Here is a 21,359-nt window from a genome sequence, read left to right as displayed (position 1 = left end):
CTTTCTATTGTTGAAGAGCTAACATACAAGAAGATCTTTTAGGATTGACTGACTTCTAATTCCTGATACATGACGTTTCGTCGCTCATTGGCATCAATATTTAAAACAAAGGCAATGGCAACCGATAAAACCAGTAAACTGTTTCCCCCCTGAGATAAGAACGGGAAGGTTACACCGGTTGAAGGAATCAAGCCCGAAATACCACCAATATTGACAAAGGTTTGCATCAGAATCATACCGCCAATTCCCAAAGCCATCATAGAATTAAATGGATCCTTGGCCCTTGTACCTACGAGAATAATTCGTAAAATCAAGAAAAAGAGCAGGGCTAAAATTAAAGTAGCTCCAAAGAATCCAACTTCCTCAATAACAATCGAGAAAACAAAGTCGGTATGAGCCTCTGGTAGATAACCTCGTTTTTCAATGGAGTTTCCTAAACCTAAGCCAAACCAACCACCATTACTCATGGCATAGTAAGAATTGGCCAACTGGTGACCTGAGCCAGACAAATCGTCAAATGGATTGAAAAAGGCACTAAAACGCTTTGCGACATATCCAAAAACAGGAACTTGCTCAACACGCTTGACACCTATCAACCAAATACTCGCTAAAACTGCTGCCGACCCTCCTACAACAGCGCCAAGCATGGTTGAGAACCATCTGTAAGCAATTCCGCTGGTGGAAATTACAATCAAAACTGTTAAGAGCAAAATGGTCGCATTGCCTAAGTCGGGCATGATAACCACCAGGCCTATCAAGAAAGCAACAATAACCCGCCAATCCGTAACAGCACGTGGAATCAACTGATTAAAGGTGATTGCTTGATAATCATATACTTCTATTTGCTCTTGTTTCTTAGAAAACTGTAGGGCCAAATACCAGACCAAAATAATCTTCAGGTATTCTGCTGGCTGAGCAGTAACTGGACCGACTTTGAGCCAACCGTGTGCCCCATTGATCGTTCCTGTGATAAAGCGTGAGAGTAAAAGCAGAATAATTTCAGCTATGATAACAAACGTAATCACTCCTGGCCTCTTCAGAAAATCCAGCTTCATTCGGTAAATAATCCCAATCATCACCAAGCTGAAGAGCCAAAAACCTGCTTGAGTGGCGACCATTCGAAAACTATTGAGCCCATTTTGAATGAGGATGGGGCTCGTCGTGGAATAAACGACAATCAAGCCAATGCCAGATAACAGCATGTACGGAATCAAAATTGAGTAATTCAATAAATGCTTTTTGTCAATTTTCATATTTCACCAATTTATTCTAAAAATTCGAACTTCATTATACCACTTTTTGATTCGAAAAAAAAGCATTAGGATGGCCTCAATAGATATTTACTTATTTATCGCCTCAAATATCCAAATATTTCAAATTGTTTTATCTTCTATTGCAATCAGATTACATTTTCGTATTTCGCTGGAAATATAGATAAATACTTTGCTTTTCTATTTATTTTACGTTACAATGAAACAGTATGAGAAAAAGGATTAAACCGCTTGCACTCTTGCTATTCTTTGCTTGCTTTATTCTATATATTGTCATAAGCAAACACCAGCTTGATCTGCAAAATCGACAAGCCCAAACAAAAAAATCTCAAGTCAGTCAGGTGACAACCAAGAAAAAAAAGGAGGAAGCTCCTTCAGACGAACCTGAGGAAGAATTGCTTAATAAGCCTATCGTTGACCTTTCCGGTTGGCAATTGCCCAGCGAAATAGACTATGACACCTTATCAACAAATATTTCTGGTGCTATCATTCGCGTGCATAGTGGAGCTCAAGCAAAAAAAGAAAATGTTGCCACTCATTTAAATGGACTTGACAAATCATTTGCCACCCATATCCAAGAGTTTCAAAAACGGGGGATCCCTGTAGCTGTCTATGCTTATATAGCAGCAGGCAATATCAAAGAAATGGAAAAAGAGGCAGAGAGCTTTTACAAGGCATCTTCGAAATATAAACCTACCTTTTACTGGCTTGATGTTGAAGAAAAGACCATGGGCGACATGAACGCAGGAATCGAGGCCTTTCGTGCCAAGCTTGAAAGTCTTGGAGCTCAGAATATTGGTATCTACATTGGAACCTACTTTATGGAAGAGCATAGTATCTCGACTGAAAAATTTACTGCCGTTTGGATTCCGACTTATGGCTATAATGACGGCTACTATAACGCTGCTCCAAATACTGAACAGCCCTATGACCTACATCAATATACCTCAGAAGGTAAATTGGAAGGTTTCCCACATAACTTAGACCTCAATCAGCTCTCTCCTGTACAGGATAAAAAAGAGACTTACAAGAAATTATTTTCAACACCAAAATAAAAAAGATGCAAGATAATTGTTAGGAAATCTTGTATCTTTTTTTCTCTGTACAAGATATTTTTCTTGCTTTTTTCAGAAAAGTATGTAGCTTTATGGTACAATAGTTTAATGAAAAAACATGTAGGGAGATATTATGATTTCATGGATTGCTAGAGTTTTAAAAGGAATGATTATCGCGCTTGGCTTCATTCTGCCTGGTGTGTCTGGCGGTGTATTAGCTGCTATTTTGGGGATTTATGAGCGAATGATTCGCTTTTTAGCCCATATCAAAGAAAATTTTGTCGAGAATGTTCTCTACTTCACTCCTGTAGCTATTGGGATGGTTTTAGGGATCGCAGCCTTCTCCTATCCAGTCAATCTCTTGCTGGATAATTACAAGGTTATCGTTCTCTGGGGCTTTGCTGGAGCCATCATCGGCACCATTCCCAGCCTGATCAAAGAATCTGTCAAAGAATCCGACAGAGATCGAGCTGATACTATTACCTTCTGGCTTAGTTTCATCTTGTCGGGCGTCTTCCTCTACTCACTGAATGGAATGGTGGGAACACTACCAGCTAACTTCTTATCCTTTGTTTTAGCGGGTGCCCTTATCGCCTTAGGAATCTTGATTCCGGGACTCAGCCCTTCAAATCTGCTATTGATTCTAGGACTCTATACTCCCATGCTGACAGGATTTAAACGCCTGGATTTATTTGGCACTTTCCTGCCAATCGGTATCGGTGGCGCTCTGGCTCTGATTCTCTTTTCAAAAGCCATGGACTACATTTTGAAACATTATCATTCCCGCGTTTACCATTTTATCATTGGCATTGTATTGTCCAGTACCTTGCTCATTGTTCTCCCTCAAAGTGGCAACAGTGAGAGCATTAGTTATGCAGGAGTATCCATTTTCACACTCGTTCTTGCTGCCTTTTTCTTTGGACTAGGTATCTGGCTAGGAATTTGGATGTCCCAATTAGAAGAGAAATATAAATAATGGCTAAAAAGACAAAACTCAAAAAAACATTAGTCGAGCAAATTTTAAACAAGGCAAAAATTGAGCACCAAGGCTTGCAAATTAACGCTTTGGATGATAACCTGACCGAAGAATTTGACCGCTCACTCATTTATAAAACACTGGCTTTAAACGGTGATAAAACAGGAACAGTCATTGGCATTCTCCCCATCACCGAACATCTGTCGGAAAAGAAATTAGCAAAAATTTCAGGCAATAAAAAAGTTAGCATGATTCCGCAGAAAGATTTAGAAAAAACGACTGGTTACATCCATGGCGCCAATAATCCTGTCGGCATTCGCCAAAAGCACTCCTTCCCCATTTTCATCGACCAAACAGCTCTGAGTCGCGAAAGTATTATTGTTTCTGCTGGTGAAGTCGGCCGTAGCATCCAGATCAAGGCTCAGGACTTGGCTGACTTTGTTCAAGCACAGTTTGCGGACTTGAAAGAGGACTAAGTTTTTAGCTTCAAAAGGAAAAAGAAGGACCTTGATATGAAATTGTATTTTATCCGACATGGAAAAACCGAATGGAATCTAGAAATGCGTTTCCAAGGAGCCAGCGGAGATTCTCCACTGCTGGCGACATCCATTGATGAGCTCAAGCGCTTGGGCAAGCATTTATCAAACGTTCAATTTGATAAAATCTACTCCAGCGATTTGCCGCGCGCTTACCGTTCTGCAGAGATCATCCAAAGTGAAAACCAGTATCAAACCGATATTGTTCCAACTCCTCAACTAAGAGAGTGGGCTCTTGGAAAACTGGAAGGAGCCAAAATTGCTACTGTAGAAGCCACTTATCCTCAGCAGATGTGGGCTTTTCGCCACGATCTATCCCAGTTTGATCCCCAACTATTTGATGCAGAATCCGTCGCTCAAACCACCAATCGAACAATTTCCTTCGTGAAGTCTCTCAAAGGGAAAGATTTTCAGAATGTCCTAATTGTCGGTCATGGAGCTAACCTAACTGCCAGTATTCGTCGGCTACTCGGTTATGAAACGTCCCTGCTCCGTAAGGACGGAGGCTTGGCCAATGCTAGCGTCACCATTTTGGAAACAGACGACTTTGACTCTTTCAAGTTACTTGCTTGGAACAACTTAGATTACATGCGAACAGATAAAACTGCGAATCTTTAAACATCGCAGTTTTTCTATTTTTATCGATAATTATTGCTGAATTTCCTTTGATTTTGTGATAAAATAGAAAGGAAAGCCTTAGGAGGAAGAAAATGACTACTGAACATATTGAAGAACTAAATGACCAGCAGATTATTCGCCGTGAAAAAATGGCCGCGCTGGCTGAGCAAGGAATTGATCCTTTCGGAAAACGTTTTGAACGTACTGCAAATTCTGCTCAACTTAAAGAAAAATACAACGACAAATCCAAAGAAGAATTACATGAATTAAACGAAAAAGCAACTATTGCTGGTCGTTTGATGACTAAACGTGGAAAAGGGAAAGTCGGCTTCGCCCACATCCAAGACCGTGAAGGCCAAATCCAGATTTACGTTCGTAAGGACGAAGTTGGTGAAGAAAACTATGAGATTTTCAAAAAGGCTGACTTGGGTGACTTCTTGGGAATTGAAGGCGATGTGATGCGCACAGATATGGGAGAACTCTCTATCAAAGCAACGCATATTACTCACCTTTCAAAAGCTTTGCGTCCCCTTCCAGAGAAATTCCACGGTTTGACTGACGTAGAAACTATCTACCGTAAACGTTATTTGGACTTGATTTCCAACCGTGAAAGCTTTGAGCGCTTTGTTACTCGCTCAAAAATTATCTCAGAAATCCGCCGTTACTTGGATGGTCAAGGCTTCCTTGAAGTTGAAACACCTGTTCTCCACAACGAAGCAGGCGGTGCTGCTGCTCGTCCATTCATTACTCACCACAATGCTCAAAACATTGACATGGTACTGCGGATTGCAACTGAGCTTCACTTGAAACGTCTCATCGTCGGTGGTATGGAACGCGTCTATGAAATTGGCCGTATCTTCCGTAACGAAGGGATGGACGCCACTCACAACCCTGAGTTCACTTCTATCGAGGTTTATCAAGCCTATGCGGACTTCCAAGATATCATGGACTTGACAGAAGGCATCATCCAACACGCTGCCATTTCTGTAAAAGGAGATGGACCAGTCAACTACCAAGGCACTGAGATCAAGATCAACGAGCCATTCAAACGTGTTCACATGGTGGATGCTATTAAAGAGATCACTGGCGTAGACTTCTGGCAAGATATGACCTTCGAAGAAGCTGCTTCCTTGGCTAAAGAAAAGAGAGTACCAGTTGAAAAACATTATACTGAAGTTGGACACATCATCAATGCTTTCTTTGAAGAATTTGTTGAAGAAACCTTGATTCAGCCAACCTTTGTCTATGGTCACCCTGTCGCTGTGTCACCTCTGGCTAAGAAAAACCCAGAAGACCCACGCTTCACGGACCGCTTTGAGCTCTTCATCATGACCAAAGAATATGCCAACGCCTTCACTGAGCTGAACGATCCAATTGATCAATTATCTCGTTTTGAAGCACAGGCAAAAGCTAAAGAACTGGGCGATGACGAAGCAACTGGCATCGACTATGATTACGTTGAAGCTTTGGAATACGGTATGCCACCAACTGGAGGCCTCGGAATCGGTATCGACCGTCTCGTAATGTTACTGACAGATGTGACTACGATTCGCGATGTATTGCTCTTCCCAACAATGAAGTAATCTCAAACTTACACAATTTTAAAAAACAAATCCCGCTGGAATTCCATCGGGATTTTTTACATGACAAAAAGTCTGGTTTCCCAGACTTTTGCTAACATTATTCATATCTCAACGCTTCAATCGGATCTAATTTAGATGCTTTATTGGCTGGCAGGATACCAAAGACAATCCCAACCATGGCTGAGAAGACAAGGCTTCCAACTGCTGCAGTGACAGAGACAACTGGTGGGCCTCCAAATACGTTTTCAGGTACGACTGCAGCTAGCAGAGCATTGATTCCATAGGCAAGGCTAAGACCAAGCAGGCCACCGATAAGGGTCAATACCATGGATTCAATCAAGAACTGCGTGAGAATATTTCCACGCGTTGCTCCAAGAGCTTTTCGCAAACCAATTTCCCGTGTCCGCTCTGTAACGGATACTAGCATGATATTCATCACACCGATACCACCAACAAAGAGGGAAATTCCTGCAATAGCTCCGATAACACCGGTCATAGTTCCTGTGATTTGATTGTACTGCTCCAGCAAGGTATCCATATTCAGGATTTGATATTCTCCTTGACGAGCTCCTGAAAGAGCCGTCAATTCTTTGGCTGCTTCTACACCAACTTCGTTGATACGATCCACTTCTGGCACATAGATATAGACAGTTGCAATTTCATCTGTATGAAATTCAGATGCCACCTGTGTATTAGCCATCAGGGCGCTACCTGAGCTCATACTCATGCTCTGACCAGCATTGGGATCCTTATAGATACCAACAACCCGATAGTTACTATCACCGACTGAAACTATTTTATTCAGGGCTTCTGCACTACTTCCAAACAGGCTGTTCGCCACTGTCTCATCGATCATCATCACATTAGAAAAACTTTGATAGTCACTAGGCAGGAGAGTCCGTCCAGCTAAAATCTCATATTTTCTAATTTTAAAGAATGTAGCATTCACGCCCGTAATGTTGACCTTATCAGACTTCTTGTTCTGATAAGAAAAGTCAGCTGTCGAACCGTTGGTCACATAATAGCCCTTGACTCCGTCAATCTTCAATAGTTCCTTAACCCAAGATTCTTGGACAACAGGTGGTTCCTCTAGTATCTCACTATCTGCATCTTGACCACCATTGACCTCCATCAAATTAACTCCCATCGTATAATTATTTTTAGTGGGAGAATAAAGCAAGCTTACATACTTCTGTTCTTTGGTGATGCTCTTGGTGACTCCCTGTTGCATTCCATTTCCCAGTGCCAAGATGACGACAACAGACGCAACACCGATGATAATCCCAATCATAGTCAGAAAAGCCCGCATCTTATGCCCAAGAATGGAACTAATGGCAAATTTAAAATTTTGCATTAATCACGTTCCTCCTTCTCAGCACTATCTGAAGAGATGACTCCATCACGAATGACAATCTGACGCTTAGCATAGGCAGCAATTTCAGGTTCATGAGTAACCATGATAATCGTTTTTCCTTCAGCGTTCAACTCCGTCAAGAGTTCCATGATTTGCTCTCCAGTTTTGGTATCGAGGGCTCCTGTCGGCTCGTCAGCAAGAATAATCGAAGGATTATTTACCAAGGCACGCGCGATAGCAACACGTTGCTTCTGCCCCCCAGACAATTCTGAGGGCAAATGAGTCATACGAGTACCCAAATCTACTTTTTCTAAATACTGCTTAGCTAGATTTCTGCGACTTCCTTGTGACGCCCCTGCATAAATCAGCGGGAGTTCTACATTTTGAAGGGCATTTAATTTAGATAAGAGGAAAAATTGCTGAAAAACGAAGCCGATTTGATTATTTCGCACCTTGGCTAACTTCTTATCACCCAAGTTTGCAACATCTTCATTTCCTAAAAAATACTCGCCAGTAGACGGACGATCCAACATCCCGATAATATTCATCAGGGTGGACTTCCCGGAACCAGACGGCCCCATGATAGCCACAAACTCGCCCTCTTCAACTGTCAAATTGATATTTTTTAAAACTTTAAGTTCTTGATCACCATTCCGATAGGTTTTATTAATATTCCGTAGATCAATGAGTTTTTTCATCCGCTTTCACCTCTTGACCATCTTTCAAGCTATCTGTTGGATTGGTGATAACTTTACTGTCTTTTGTCAAACCAGATGAGATTTCTTGATTTTCAGCATCAGCATTCCCTAAGGTCACTTCCACTTTCTTTGCTTTACCTTTTTCGACAGTCCAAACGTAGTTCTTGTCTCCGTCTGAGATAATACTGCTTGCCGGTACAAGAATCCCTTTTGTATTGTTTTTCACTTCAACGCTGACAGAGAAACCTTGCTTCAAATCACCAATTTCACTTGTAATATCGACTGTAAATGGATATTTTACAGAGGAAGCCGCGCCACCTGTATTAGTTGATGAAGCTTGCTGTCCATCCTTAGGATAGTTGGAAATATAGCTAATTTTACCTGTCCATTTTTTATCTGGATACACTTTTGAGGTAATGGTTACTTCTTGTCCAACTGACAAATTAGCCAGATTGTATTCAGAGAGTTCTCCCTTGATTTGAAGACTGCCGTTGCTGACAATATGCACCAAGGTTTGGTTGGTTCCTGTTGTTGATTTGGATACATCGCGATTTACTTCTACTACTGTTCCCTCAACAGTGCTTGTAACAGTCGCTGCATTTAACAAAGCTTGTGCCTTGTTCATATTATCCACAGCGTCAGAACGTGCATCACGCAAATCAGCCAGTTGAGAATTGACTGTACGTTGAGCAGAAGCAAGGGACTTACTATCCGTCTCTTCATCGCCAGTTTTTTCTACTGTCGTCCCATTTGTCTGTAAGTCATTAATCTGACGGTCAGCCTTATTGACAGCACGAACTGCGGCATCATAGTTTGCTTGAGCTTCTGTGCTCTTATATTGAACAAGTGCTTGGCCTACAGCTACTTGGTCGCCAACATTGACTAGGACGGACTCCAAGTCGCCCTTGGTAGCATCATAATAAACATATTGCTCTGAGTTAGCCGTTACGGTCCCCGTCAACAGGACAGATGAGGCTATGCTACCTTCTTTTGCCTGCTGCACAATTGGTGCAACTTCCTTAGGTTCTGTGGTAGAACTAAGATTGCTCAGGACCATTGCAGAAATTGCTCCTACTACAACTACAACAGCAACTCCGATAATACTAAATAGCTGCCATTTTTTCAGCTTTTTCATCTATTTTCCTCCTCTTGATGAAAACCATTTTTCTTTTATACTACATTATATCATAACCTATCATATTGTGATAGGAAAAGAAGTAAATTCCCTGAACGGTCGGATTTCCTTCATAAACCATGAATCAATCTCTAAAACATAGCAGATTTTTGCATTCATTTTCTAAAAAAGGTACAATTACTTCATATTGATTAAAGGAGCTTTTATCTAACTATGAAAGAATTCGATATTATTGCAATTGGCGGGGGTAGCGGGGGCATTGCTACCATGAATCGTGCTGGCGAACATGGTGCCAAGGCAGCTGTCATTGAAGAAAAGAAATTAGGGGGAACCTGTGTCAATGTCGGTTGTGTCCCTAAAAAAATCATGTGGTACGGTGCTCAGATTGCCGAGGCCATCCAGCACTATGGACCAGACTATGGCTTTACTTCAGAAAATCAGCACTTTGACTTTGCTACCTTGCGAAAAAACCGGGAAGCCTACATTGACCGCGCTCGTTCATCCTATGATGGAAGCTTCAAACGCAACGGCGTTGAACTGATCGAAGGTCGCGCTCATTTCGTTGACAAGCATACAGTCGAAGTCAATGGAGAATTGATTCGCGCCAAGCACATCATCATTGCAACAGGTGCACATGCAGCCATTCCTCAGATTCCCGGTGCCGAATACGGTGAGACTTCTGATGATGTCTTTGCTTGGGAAGAGCTTCCCAAGTCTGTTGCCGTTGTCGGAGCAGGCTATATCGCAGTGGAGCTTGCTGGTGTCCTCCATACTCTAGGTGTCAATACGGATCTCTTTGTCCGCCGTGACCGTCCCCTCCGCAATTTCGATAGTTATCTGATTGACGGATTGGTGGCAGAGATGGAAAAATCTGGTCCTAGTCTTCATGCTCACAAGATACCCGAACGAGTGGAAAAACTGGCCGATGGCCAACTACAACTCTACTTCCAAGACGGCAGTAGCCATATTGCCGAACGGATTATTTGGGCTATTGGCCGCAAGCCAAATGTCCAAGGGCTCAATCTTGATGCTGCAGGAGTTACCCTAAATGACCGAGGCTTCATCGCTGTGGATGAATACCAAAATACTGTCGTACCTGGCATCTATGCCTTGGGCGATGTGACGGGCGAAAAAGAGCTGACACCAGTAGCAATCAAGGCTGGACGCACCCTGTCTGAGCGCCTCTTTAACGGCAAGACAGATGCCAAGATGGATTACTCAACGATTCCTACTGTCGTCTTCTCCCATCCCGCTATTGGAACAGTGGGGCTGACGGAGGAAGAAGCTGTTCGAGATTATGGTGTTGAGCAAATTCATGTCTACACCTCTAGCTTTACCTCTATGTACTCAGCTGTCACCCAGCACCGCCAGCAGGCCAAGTTTAAGCTTATCACTGCTGGTCACGATGAAAAAGTTGTCGGCCTCCACGGCATTGGCTATGGCGTAGATGAAATGATTCAGGGCTTCGCCGTTGCTATTAAGATGGGAGCTACCAAAGCCGATTTCGACGCTACCGTTGCCATCCACCCAACCGGCTCCGAAGAATTTGTCACCATGCGCTAAAAGCTTCTTCTTTGGCCTTTCTAAAGCTCATTATTATCATAAAATAAAGAAGAGAAGGCAACCATAACTTATCCTTTCATTTTTGATTTTTATCTTACATTTTTGTAAGAAAGAAGTCTTATGCCATTTGGATAGAGCTAGTCACACTATCTGGATTTATTCTTTGACTTCTTACTTTATTTTAAAGCATAAAATTCAATTATCATTCAAGAAATTCTAAATTAATTCTAAAATTAGGGAAGATTTATGTAAAGAATCTTCCTCTTTTTTATTCGGCTGGGTCACTTATTCTAAACAAGCTTATGAATTGTAACTTTTCAAGACAGTCTTATTTTTTTGCTGTATTTACTTGCCAGCTATCTTTTACACTTTCTGCTATTCAAGAAGAGGAATTTTTGATATGATAAGAAGAAATACTAAGAGAAAGGGGATTGGAAATGAGCAAATCGAAAAAATTATTAGCAGCTCTGGGAATTATTTTCTTTAATATTTTTGGGTTAATCGCCTTTATCTTCCTCCTCATTCGGAGCCGCAAAAAGCGGAAATAAACAAACAACTGTCTAGTCTGATGTAAAAAGACTTGACTTTTTTTTATTTTATTTTAAAATAGTTACCATATTTTAAAAAAGAGGTTTACTATTATGAACAAATCCTTTTCATTCATTCTCCCTGCAATCGGTGCTGCCATATTGACTGTGCTGTCTCAGTTTAGTTTCTCCATTGGACCGATTCCCATTACTCTACAGACCTTTGCTGTAGGTTTAATTGCAACCATTTTTAAAACCCGCGAGGCTGTCTTGTCTGTGCTGCTTTATCTGCTGCTAGGAGCTATTGGTCTGCCGGTATTTGCCGGAGGAAGCGGTGGATTTCAAGCACTTATTGGTCCAAGCGCGGGCTACCTTTGGGCATATCTGCTCTTTGCGCTGATTACTTCCAGTCTGACAAGCCAGGATAGCAAGTTTTACACGATCCTTTTGGCTAACTTGCTCGGAGATGCACTGGTTTTTATCGGTGGCGTAATCGGACTTCATTTTCTGGCTAACATGGGATTTTCTAAAGCCATTGCTGTTGGTGTCACACCTTTCATTCTTCCCGATCTTTTAAAAATTGTCGCAATCACGCTCATCAGCATTCCTATGTTTAGGAGTCTGGCTTTTCATCCCTATTTTTCAGACAATAAAAACGGATAGACTTTGCGTCTATCCATTTTTAAATGCATCCAAAAGAACTTGAAACTCTTCATTGGAAAGGGTAATTCCCTTGCCCATCTTGCTGTGGCCAGGACTCCAAGTGCGAATATCGTACTTGGCAGGCGCACCGTTAAAACTTACGCGGTTGAGTTCCTTGGTCCAACCTTTTTCATTTTCTGATAAAACGAGCAATTTTTCCTCGATTTCAAATTTAAAATCTGCCATACTTTACCTCTTTTCTACTTTCTATCTCATTATTCGTAAAAGATTTTACTTTTTTAATTATTTTATTATATAATATATTGTAACAAGTTATGGAGATTTTATCTATGAAAAAATATCTCGAAATGATTTTACAAAAGACGAATGAGTTTATCAATTATAAAAAGACGAATAAGGAAGAGGATGACAACAGTCACATCCTGCAGACCATTGACTTGGCTCTTCGAAAAAATTCTGGTGTCCATGTTATTTTTCTGGATAAGAATTTTACTGGAGATATTGTCAAATATGACCGTGACCGCCAGCAGTTGATTGTCAAGAATTTCAAAAAAAGCATGACGACCATCATCCGTGTGCCTGATATCCATCGCATCAGTCTAGTTCCCAATAACATCCGTGAAGCCCAGAGAAAAGATATTCGGCTCGAAAGCCGCAAATCCAAAAAATAACTCTTCAAATCCAAAGCGATTTGAAGAGTTTTATTTTTAAAGCCAATGGCTGAATTTTTAGAATAAGGACTTCCGTTATCAATTCGTATCCACCATGTAGGCAATATCTACTTGATAAGCACATTGCTCCAACTTTCGCGCCTGATTAAGCCCGAACAGTCACACTAGTGCCATCCTCTTTATACAAATTGATTAAACCTTCCTTGCGGGTACGGACCATGTCACCAGGTTGGACTGGCTGCGGAACTGTAATCGTCAGTAATTCCATTGGGTTTGGCGCACGGTCAATCTTATTCCCTTTTTCATCATGGAGATCAGTAATATAGGTTTCAAAATGGCGGAAACCAGGTCCATAGAATTCCACCTGATCGCCTTCATGGATGACATTCCGCTGGCGAATAGTCGCAGTTTGTGTAGCCTCATCATAAGCAACTACTTCTGCTACAAATTTGTATTCTGGAATCTTACGACGGGCCCCGAAAAGCTGCTCATTCTCAGTTGGCGTATGATAGTAAAAGCCAGTTGCCAGCTCACGTTGGGCTACTTTCCACATTTCATCTACTAGATCTTGCTTAATAGATTCAAACTTTTCTGGGCTTTCCAAATAGGCGTCCACAGCTGCTTTGTAGCAATTAGTCACCGTTGAAACGTAGTGAATAGACTTCATCCGACCTTCGATTTTCAAGCTATCAACACCATTTTCAATCATATCAGGAATGCGGTCAATCATGGACATATCAACAGCTGACATAGAAAATTCTTCTGGAATTTCACCCTTCAAGCTCTTACGTTCTTGTCCGAAAGGCATGTCATACAAATCATATTTCCAGCGACAAGATTGCGAACAACCGCCGCGGTTAGCGTCGCGCATACTCATGTGATTGGATAACGTACAGCGGCCGGAGTAGGAAATACACATCGCTCCATGAACAAAGGCTTCGATTTCAACGTCAGTCCGTCGGCGAATTTCTGCCAGCTCAGCCATAGAAACTTCGCGAGCTAGGACAACACGAGTCAAGCCTAAGTTCTTCCAAAACTCAAGCGTTTCATAGTTGGTCGCACTAGCCTGAGTCGATAGGTGGATTTCCAGACCAGGTGCTTCTGATGCTGCAATCGCAATCAAGGCTGGGTCAGAAACAATAACAGCCGCGATTCCAATGTCTCTCAAACGACGGAACCATTCTCCAGCTCCAGCCTCATTTCCTTCGTGCATGACCATATTGGCCGCTACATAGACCTTGGCACCATGCTCAGCCGCAAATTGGACACCTTCTTCCATTTGCTCAAAAGTGAAGTTCCCCGCACGACTGCGCAAACCATAGGCTTGACCACCAATAAAAACAGCATCTGCTCCATAGCGAACAGCTACTTTCAACTTTTCTAACGTACCAGCTGGTGAAAGCACCTCTGGACGTTTTAATTTTTTTGTCATCTTTTCTCCTATTTGCAATATAAAAGTATTGATGTTTAACCCTATCTATTTTATAGCAATTTACTGCTAAAAGCAAGATGAAGCCTAGTTTTTTGACAATTCTAATCTTCTATCCTCATCTCCTTACTAAGTATTTTAGAATATAGGTTTATTATCTGAGAGAGGAAAAAAGCCAGAAGTCTTAAACTTCTAGCTTTTCTTTCAAAATTTATTCTTCCTCCTTCTTCTTATTAAATTGTTTGTATCCGAAGAATCCACCAACTAGCACAACCAATACGCCGATGACAATCCAAGTAGTTTGACTTGAGCTATCTTTCTTCGTATCGCTAGCTTTGTCCGCTGATTTTCCTTTTTCTGCTTCTGCTAGGAGGTTTGCTTTATTATAGCCTGTATAGACAAGATCTGCATCTTTACCTTTTTCCTTCTTAATCTTTTCTTCCATCTCTGCTTCGACTGCTTTGATTTCCTTAAAGATTTTTTCTGAGCGTTCCAAGGCTTCCTTCGTCACTTCTGGTCCAGCGGCTTTGGCTTGTTCATCTGTGTAGTTTGCATATTTGGCATCACGTTCGGTCTGTTCTTTATCCCATTCAGCTTCTTTTTCTTTCCATTTTTCTTGGATACTGTTACCAAAGATTTCTGGATATTTCATAACCATTTGGTCAATATGCCAAACAGTCCAATACCAAGATTTTCCGTCATATTTAGTAGAACGGTTCTTGAAAGCTTCGTAAGTATCTTCTACATTACCATAGAATGGTACATATGGTGTGTTGCGACTTTGTGCCAGACCCAGCCACATAACACCGCCAAAGGCATTTGGTAGGTTTGGTTTGATTTGATAAACGTGGGCGTCGATTACGTTTTCGTTACCTAGCGCATATTTGTAAACATTGCCATCGATCTTCTTACCGACTTCAACTAAGTCATCTGCTTTATATTGTGGCAAAGTTTCAAAACGATCCCGTTGCTCAGCAATTACATCATGAACAGTGTATTTCTTATTTGGATCAGTTGGTTCACGCAAGAGATCAAAAGCCTCATCGTCATAATTTACTTTTGCTTGTGGATCCATCCACTTGATACCTGCATAGGTACGTGAACGGTTACGTTCCATATATTCATCAGGTCCGTAAGATTTAGCAATCATGAAGTTGCCATCTTTATCAGTCTTATAGTTGTCTGCTTTTTTAGCTACTTCTTCCACATCTTTAGAAGCAATGACATTTTCCTTATCGTTCAAGTCAACGTGACCAAGATAGTAAGTGTTCGCAAAGACAGCATACTTATTCGTTGGGAATTTGATGGCTACGTATTGGTGACCAGACAGGATTTCCATATACCATAGCTCATTCTTATCTGCTGCAACGATGATATTTCCTTCTGCTGACCCTTTATCGTCCAGAACTTTCGCAACTGTCTCAATAACTTCACGTGCTGTTTTTGCACGAGGCAAAGCAAGGTCAACTAATGATGCTTCTGGAAGACCATCTTTTACAAGTGGATCTTCTTTTAGCACTTTATCATTTGGTGTTGCTGAAACGGTCGCTGTCATAGCTACACCAAGTTCATTAAAGCCATGCGCAGCGAAGTTTCCGTTACTTCCGTTGTCACGATCAGAGTCGTAGACAGCTGTGTATTTCATTTCATTCGCCAAATGCGGATAGGTAAAGCCATTTGACTCATCTTCTATCTTATCGCCATCTTTATAGGTCTTAGCTGGCACAACTACATAGTTTTGATTGTGCCGACCACCGTCAGGGGCGTATGGATAGTCCTCTGTCCGACCAAATAGAGTAGAGCCATCTGCTGTCAGATCTTTACCGACAATAAAAGCAGAACACGCTTGTGCCACATGAACAGGCAAAAGAGCAACTAACATTGCAAGGAACATTAGTCTGAGCAGTATTTTCTTCATAGTCTATCTCCTTTTGACTATCTGCGGGGCTGGAATCAACTCCCAGTCTAAACAACATAAACCGTAATACCTTAACATTCCTACTTTAGTATACTCTCTTTCTAATCTTTTTGCAAGCGTTTACATAAAATTGTGTATATTTTTTATCTAATCTATATTTCCTCTACTTTTTTCTCAAATCAGAGCAGATAAACAAAAAATAGCCCCATCTCATTTAGAGGAAAGGCTATTATTTTTTATCTTATCTGAAAACATCCTGCTATAAAATCTTTATAAGCAATTCACTAGAGATTTTGGCAGAGCCGACTTGAGCTTAAAAAAATTTATCTCACTTTTTTAGCCAGCATAGTCGCAAAGCGCAGCTGAATTCGATTGCCGTTTTCATCACGGCGATGGAGGTGCCCAGGATTTTCATTGTACTTAACCAGCTCCCAGTCCTTGTAATACTCAGCCAGCTCGCCTTCCTTAAAAGTAAATGGGAAGGGAACAGAGCAAGGGAAGTCCTCTGTGTCCATAGCACAGACGATAAGATTGTAGCCGCCAAGCGCTGTATGTTCTTGCATATTGCGGATAATATCTGGAATCCGCTCTGCCTGCAGGAACATCAGGACAACCGTGGAAACGATCAAATCATAAGTCTGGGTCAGACTAGCTGAGTTGATATCGTAGCTACCCACTGGCAGATCCAAATCTTCCTGCTCCACAATGCTACGTAGGATCTCCAGTGCCAGCTCATTCTGATCTACAGCCGTTACGTCAAAGCCATGCTTGGCCAGAAAGAGAGCATTACGACCTTGACCACAGCCTAAATCAAGCGCCCGCCCTGGTTGGACTGTCTGCATAGCTTCCAAAACCTCTGAGTGCACTGGATTGCTACCGTATTTCTTAGGGAAATAATCCTCAGGCCGACAGTAAAACTCCAAGTACCACTCCAAATCATCTGTCAAGGCTTCAACACGGTGCCATGCTTGGGGTTGGGCAAAAGGATTGTCCTGACCAGCTTCAAAGATGTGCTCAGCTAGCTCCTTACCTTTCTCTGACATCTCGACAAACTTAAGACGTCCCTTGAGAACAGTAATTTTGCCCCAAGTTCCCTCTTTGGTATTGTGCTTTCTCTTTACAGCTTCTGGCATTGTCTCAGCCGTCCACAACGGCATGCGTTTATAAGCTAGCAATTCTTCTGTCATAAATAATCCTTTCTCTGAAAGCCAAACTTCAAAATTTTAACTGTCTTTATCATACTCGAAAAGAGCAGACTTGACAAGTGGCAAATTGTTCAGAACTTTTTTGTTTGGTAAATTCGACAACGAACAATTTAAGATAGCTACTGTAGATGAGAATCACTAAGATAAAACTAAAAAAAGACTGGTCACCCAGTCTTTCATCTTGTATTAAAGTTCTTCATTTGTCTTGCGATGTCGCGATTCGCAAACAAACTTTCTTGTTAATAAAAGCACTACATTTCAGCATCCAATCTATTATGCTAATCAGGGTGTTTGTCTTTCCACTTTAAAAAATCTTCATAAGAATTAATAGGTGTTACTTCATTAGTTTCCTTATCAGTTATAGAAAGAGAAAGCTTATCTTGCCCTACTGGAGCAAACCAGTGCATTAGTGTATTATACCATTCCTCTGAGCTAATATTGCCTTGACGAGTAAAAATCTTTCCCTCAAAAGAATTCATTTTTTTAACAACCTCAGGGTAAAGTTGCGAAATATTTAGATTGCTAGGTATTTCTTTTCCTTCTCTTATTGAAGGTTCGAGATCAGTAAAGTGTGAATCAATACCGTATGAGTCAGTGAGATAAGCCGCCAAGCCACTTGTAATTGATACTTCATCAAACTGTAACTTATGTTTAATAAACTCTTTCGAATAGTCAATTACCTCTTCTGTATCTACATTAAAGAGGATCTCTTTAAACCTCGTTGAGCTGTTTTCTTTTACTAACCTAATGTAAATATAATCCTGACCTTGAATGTTTAGAATATCGCCAGATAAATCAACCCCCAACGAAGCATCATAATGTCGAACAATTTCAAAAATATCCAGTCTTTTCTTAAACTTCTTCGTCTTTAGATCATACACATTAATAAAATAATACTCTCCTTCATTCTGACGACTATCAGCTCTATTTTCTTTACTATAATCGAACCTCCAATCTTGTATATAAAATTTATTTTGTCCAACTCTTAATCCTTGAAATTTCTTTTCAGAATCCTTAGTTGTCACAAATACAAGTTTTTCATCTTCCAACTGCTCAAAACTGAGTTTTTCAACAGATACCGCATTTCCCGATGCAAAACGCTCCTCTTCTACTGGCGATTGGTGATAAAGGAATAGAGCTCCAAATAAAGCCGTAAGAAGAATTATGAAAAAGATACTTTTTTTGATTTTATAACTTTCATTCCTTAACCTCAAGTAATTTACTGAAGAACGTATTTCATTCTTCTCAATCCATGTGAAAATAGCTTGCGAAAAACATTCCTCATCCCTCCCATTATACCATAAATCCAAAGTCACAGTTGAATGTTAAAAAAGACCGGTCGCCCAGTCTTTCATCTTGTATTAAAGTTCTTCATTTGTCTTGCGATGTCGCGGTTTTGCTCGCGACGTTTGATGGACTCGCGCTTATCATAGTCATGCTTCCCTTTGGCTAGGCCCAGAAGGAGCTTGGCATAGCCATCCTTGAGATAGACCTTGAGCGGCACCAGCGTCATGCCAGTTCCCTTGGTCTCCTGCTCCAGCTTTTGGATCTGCTTCTTATGCAGCAGCAGCTTTCTGCGACGCTCAGGCTCTTGGTTCCAGATATTGCCCTCTTCATAAGGGGCAATATGGACATTGCTGAGCCAGGCTTCGCCATTCTTGATCTGAGCAAAGCCGTCTTTGAGATTGATACGGGAAGCGCGGACGCTCTTGATTTCCGTCCCTGTCAGCACCATGCCCGCCTCGATGGTATCTACGATGGTGTAGTCGTGTCTGGCCTTTTTATTTTGCGCGACGACCTTTCCTTCTCCCTTTGCCATGCTTGGCTCCTTTCTTGACTATTTCCTTGTAAAATGCCTTCTGGCTTTTGCCTTTCTTGGACTTCTTATCTTTCTTATCTCTGTAGCCTTTTTCTTTTTTGGAAGAATGGCTGCGCTTGTCATCCTCACGACGTCTCTTTCTGCCTGACTTGCCTCTGCTACTCTTGCTGGTCTTTTCTACCAGGTCAAATTCACTAGGCAGGTACTCAAAGTCAATCTCGCCTGTAGCCTTATCCGCTCGGACCAGCTTGATGCGAATCTGCTGACCGACCTTGAAGACCACGCCAGACTTTTCTCCTTGCAGGGTCATCGTCCGCTCATTGTAGTTGTAAAACTCTGGCAAGTTGGTAACATGAATCAAGCCCTCGACCGTATTAGGCAGTTCGACGAAGAGTCCAAACTTAACCACACTTGAAACCACGCCGTCAAACTCTTCCCCAACAAATTCTTCCATATACTCAGCCTTCTTCATGGCTTCGACTTCACGCTCGGCCTCGATAGCTCGACGCTCTCGGCTGGAAGACTGACTGGCAATCTCTGGAATTACTTGCTCAAAATGCTCTGCTATTTCCTTAGACTTGCTATAATCCCGCACCATTCGGTGAACCAGAAGGTCGGGATAGCGGCGAATCGGACTGGTGAAATGCGTATAAAACTCCGCTGCCAGACCATAGTGGCCGTGATTGTGCTCAGAGTAGCGAGCCTGCTGCATGGAGCGCAGAAGCATCATGGATAGGACATCCTCATAAGGCTGGTCTTTGACCGCTTCCATAATATCCTGCAAAGCCTGCTGACTCATAGAACTAGCCGTCCCGTATATCCGAATCCCAAAGCTAGAGGCGTAATCGATAAACTTCTGCACCTTCTCAGCCTTAGGCTCCTCGTGGATCCGATAGATGAAGGGCAGATTTAGCTTAGCAAAATGCTCAGCCACCGTCTCATTAGCCACCAGCATAAAGGACTCAATCATGCGCTCAGCAATCCCACGCTGACGCAGGACAATGTCCACTGGCCTACCTTCCTTGTTGACGATAATTTTAGCTTCGTTGGTATCAAAGTTGAGCGCACCGCGTTTAAAGCGCATTCTTTCCAGAATCTCATGCAGACGAACCATACTGTCAATACTAGGCACAATGTCCTTGAACTGCTCAGCCTTTTCCTCATCATCTCCTGCGATGATGTCGTTGACATCGCTATAAGTCATGCGAAAGGTCGTTTTAATGACAGACTGGGTGATGGTATGCTTGACCACGCGCCCCTTGGCATCAATCTCCATAATAGCCGACTGGGTCAGCCGATCCACATTTGGATTGAGGGAGCAGATACCGTTTGATAGGCGCTCTGGCAGCATAGGCACCACGCGGTCGGTCACATAGACTGAAGTCGCCCGATTGAGGGCTTCCTTGTCCAGCTCAGAGCCTTCTTTGACATAGTAGGACACATCTGCGATATGGACGCCCAGCTCAAAGTTGCCATTTTTCAGACGCTTGATATGGACAGCATCGTCTAGGTCCTTGGCATCCGCTCCATCAATGGTGAAGGTAATCTCATTGCGCAGGTCCAAACGCCCTTCCAAATCACTCTCTGAAGGTGCATCCGGAACACGTTCAGCCTCTTCCAAGACCTTTTCTGGAAACTCGGAGACAATATCCATGGACTCCAGCACTTCCAGTACATCAATACCTGGATCATTAACATGACCAACTACATCAAGGAGGCTAGCCACAAAGAAATCATGTTTCTTGGTTGGGTATTTGTCAATAGCGACCTTGAGTACCTCTGTGCCATCTAAAACCATGGCTGGTTTTTTAACATAAATAGGCTGGCGGATTTTCTGATTTTTCGAGCGGATATAGCCGGCATACTTGGGCTTTTCCTCATCCAACACCAACTGGCCAACAGCTGATGTCAGGCTATGCTCCAAAATATCAATAATCTTAGCTTCAGCTGACGTTCCCTTGATACGATCTGCCACCTTGGTAATGACTACTTCCACCGTATCGCCATCAATGGCATGATTGACATCATTACGGCTGATAAAAAGATCATCCTCTTCTTCATTCAAGGTGACAAAGCCAAAGCCATTTTTGTGGGCATGAAAAACACCCTTGAGCGTCAGACGCTCCTGCTTTTTCTTCTCATAAAGCTCAATCCGCCCCTCATCATCAAAGCGAATCTGATGCTTTCTTTCCATTTGGGAGATCATCTTGACCAAGGCACTAAAGTCCTTGGAAGACTCTTTCCCCAAAGCAGCCGCCAGCTCATTCACGCTAGCCTGCTGCTTTTTTTTAAAATATTCTATAATTTCTTCTTTCATACTTTCTTTCTATACTATGAG

The 21,359-nt window shown here is 42.0% G+C and carries 19 protein-coding genes; 8 read left to right on the top strand and 11 right to left on the bottom strand.

Going from position 1 to position 21,359, the window contains the following annotated elements:
* Window positions 1-38: 38 nt before the first annotated feature.
* Window positions 39-1,253 (bottom strand): cell division peptidoglycan polymerase FtsW, encoded by a 1,215-nt coding sequence (gene ftsW / locus D8791_RS06200; protein ID WP_125446720.1) that lies wholly within the window; start codon window positions 1,251-1,253, stop codon window positions 39-41.
* A 227-nt stretch (window positions 1,254-1,480) separates the two neighbouring features.
* Between ftsW and D8791_RS06195 the strand changes: the two genes are divergently transcribed.
* The 5 genes from D8791_RS06195 to lysS all read left to right on the top strand — a co-directional run bounded on the left by D8791_RS06195 (window position 1,481) and on the right by lysS (window position 6,039).
* Window positions 1,481-2,326 (top strand): glycoside hydrolase family 25 protein, encoded by an 846-nt coding sequence (locus D8791_RS06195; RefSeq protein WP_005590689.1) that lies wholly within the window; start codon window positions 1,481-1,483, stop codon window positions 2,324-2,326.
* Window positions 2,327-2,459: 133 nt separating this feature from the next.
* Complete coding sequence (locus D8791_RS06190; RefSeq protein WP_125446718.1) at window positions 2,460-3,302, top strand: DUF368 domain-containing protein; 843 nt, start codon at window positions 2,460-2,462, stop codon at window positions 3,300-3,302.
* The gene (locus D8791_RS06185) at window positions 3,302-3,778 is read left to right on the top strand and encodes an aminoacyl-tRNA deacylase (protein WP_015605425.1); all 477 of its coding nucleotides are present in this window, start codon (window positions 3,302-3,304) and stop codon (window positions 3,776-3,778) included. Before D8791_RS06190 ends, D8791_RS06185 begins: the two co-directional genes overlap by 1 nt.
* Window positions 3,779-3,814: 36 nt before the next feature.
* Window positions 3,815-4,456: a histidine phosphatase family protein gene (locus tag D8791_RS06180; RefSeq protein ID WP_125446716.1), complete on the top strand. Its 642-nt coding sequence runs from the start codon at window positions 3,815-3,817 to the stop codon at window positions 4,454-4,456.
* Between the two features lie 92 nt (window positions 4,457-4,548).
* Complete coding sequence (gene lysS / locus D8791_RS06175) at window positions 4,549-6,039, top strand: lysine--tRNA ligase (protein ID WP_125446714.1); 1,491 nt, start codon at window positions 4,549-4,551, stop codon at window positions 6,037-6,039.
* Window positions 6,040-6,136: 97 nt separating this feature from the next.
* On the opposite strand, the gene D8791_RS06170 is transcribed toward lysS, so the two are convergent.
* Genes D8791_RS06170 through D8791_RS06160 form a run of 3 tightly spaced genes read right to left on the bottom strand, consistent with a single transcriptional unit; the run spans window position 6,137 to window position 9,226 of the window.
* Window positions 6,137-7,393 (bottom strand): ABC transporter permease, encoded by a 1,257-nt coding sequence (locus D8791_RS06170; protein WP_125446712.1) that lies wholly within the window; start codon window positions 7,391-7,393, stop codon window positions 6,137-6,139.
* On the bottom strand, window positions 7,393-8,091 hold the full coding sequence (locus D8791_RS06165) for an ABC transporter ATP-binding protein (RefSeq protein WP_045499278.1): 699 nt from the start codon (window positions 8,089-8,091) through the stop codon (window positions 7,393-7,395). The genes D8791_RS06170 and D8791_RS06165 overlap by 1 nt, the downstream gene beginning before the upstream one ends.
* Window positions 8,075-9,226 (bottom strand): efflux RND transporter periplasmic adaptor subunit, encoded by a 1,152-nt coding sequence (locus D8791_RS06160; protein ID WP_125446710.1) that lies wholly within the window; start codon window positions 9,224-9,226, stop codon window positions 8,075-8,077. Before D8791_RS06160 ends, D8791_RS06165 begins: the two co-directional genes overlap by 17 nt.
* 213 nt (window positions 9,227-9,439) lie before the next feature.
* On the opposite strand from D8791_RS06160, the gene gorA reads away from it, so the two are divergent.
* A complete protein-coding gene (gene gorA / locus D8791_RS06155; protein WP_125446708.1) occupies window positions 9,440-10,789 on the top strand; it encodes a glutathione-disulfide reductase in 1,350 nt (449 codons plus the stop codon).
* 641 nt (window positions 10,790-11,430) lie between these two features.
* Entirely contained in the window at window positions 11,431-11,979 is a 549-nt protein-coding gene (locus D8791_RS06150; protein ID WP_125446706.1) for a biotin transporter BioY, read from the top strand.
* 9 nt (window positions 11,980-11,988) lie between these two features.
* Here D8791_RS06150 and D8791_RS06145 read toward each other — a convergent pair whose 3' ends face one another.
* Complete coding sequence (locus D8791_RS06145; RefSeq protein ID WP_125446704.1) at window positions 11,989-12,204, bottom strand: YdbC family protein; 216 nt, start codon at window positions 12,202-12,204, stop codon at window positions 11,989-11,991.
* Window positions 12,205-12,293: 89 nt separating this feature from the next.
* Here D8791_RS06145 and D8791_RS06140 point away from each other — a divergent pair, with 89 nt between their 5' ends.
* Window positions 12,294-12,650, top strand: coding sequence for a hypothetical protein (locus D8791_RS06140; protein ID WP_125446702.1), 357 nt, complete (start codon window positions 12,294-12,296; stop codon window positions 12,648-12,650).
* Between the two features lie 145 nt (window positions 12,651-12,795).
* Here D8791_RS06140 and D8791_RS06135 read toward each other — a convergent pair whose 3' ends face one another.
* The 6 genes from D8791_RS06135 to rnr form a co-directional block, all read right to left on the bottom strand.
* Window positions 12,796-14,082 (bottom strand): peptidase U32 family protein, encoded by a 1,287-nt coding sequence (locus D8791_RS06135; protein ID WP_125446700.1) that lies wholly within the window; start codon window positions 14,080-14,082, stop codon window positions 12,796-12,798.
* Between the two features lie 208 nt (window positions 14,083-14,290).
* Window positions 14,291-15,997 carry a C69 family dipeptidase gene (locus tag D8791_RS06130; protein WP_125446698.1) on the bottom strand — a complete coding sequence of 569 codons (1,707 nt, stop codon included), beginning with the start codon at window positions 15,995-15,997 and terminating at the stop codon, window positions 14,291-14,293.
* Between the two features lie 323 nt (window positions 15,998-16,320).
* Window positions 16,321-17,184 carry an SAM-dependent methyltransferase TehB gene (tehB, locus tag D8791_RS06125; protein ID WP_125446696.1) on the bottom strand — a complete coding sequence of 288 codons (864 nt, stop codon included), beginning with the start codon at window positions 17,182-17,184 and terminating at the stop codon, window positions 16,321-16,323.
* Window positions 17,185-17,480: 296 nt separating this feature from the next.
* A complete protein-coding gene (locus tag D8791_RS06120; protein ID WP_223368015.1) occupies window positions 17,481-18,512 on the bottom strand; it encodes a hypothetical protein in 1,032 nt (343 codons plus the stop codon).
* 41 nt (window positions 18,513-18,553) lie between these two features.
* Window positions 18,554-19,021, bottom strand: a complete 468-nt coding sequence (smpB, locus tag D8791_RS06115; protein WP_125446694.1) for an SsrA-binding protein SmpB — start codon at window positions 19,019-19,021, stop codon at window positions 18,554-18,556.
* On the bottom strand, window positions 18,984-21,338 hold the full coding sequence (rnr, locus tag D8791_RS06110) for a ribonuclease R (protein ID WP_125446692.1): 2,355 nt from the start codon (window positions 21,336-21,338) through the stop codon (window positions 18,984-18,986). Before rnr ends, smpB begins: the two co-directional genes overlap by 38 nt.
* Window positions 21,339-21,359 lie beyond the last annotated feature (21 nt).

It is taken from the genome of Streptococcus cristatus (genome assembly GCF_003943515.1).
Lineage (GTDB): Bacteria > Bacillota > Bacilli > Lactobacillales > Streptococcaceae > Streptococcus > Streptococcus cristatus_D.
The sequence above is the reverse complement of the archived record's forward strand: the minus strand, read 5'-3'. Positions and strand labels throughout refer to the sequence as shown.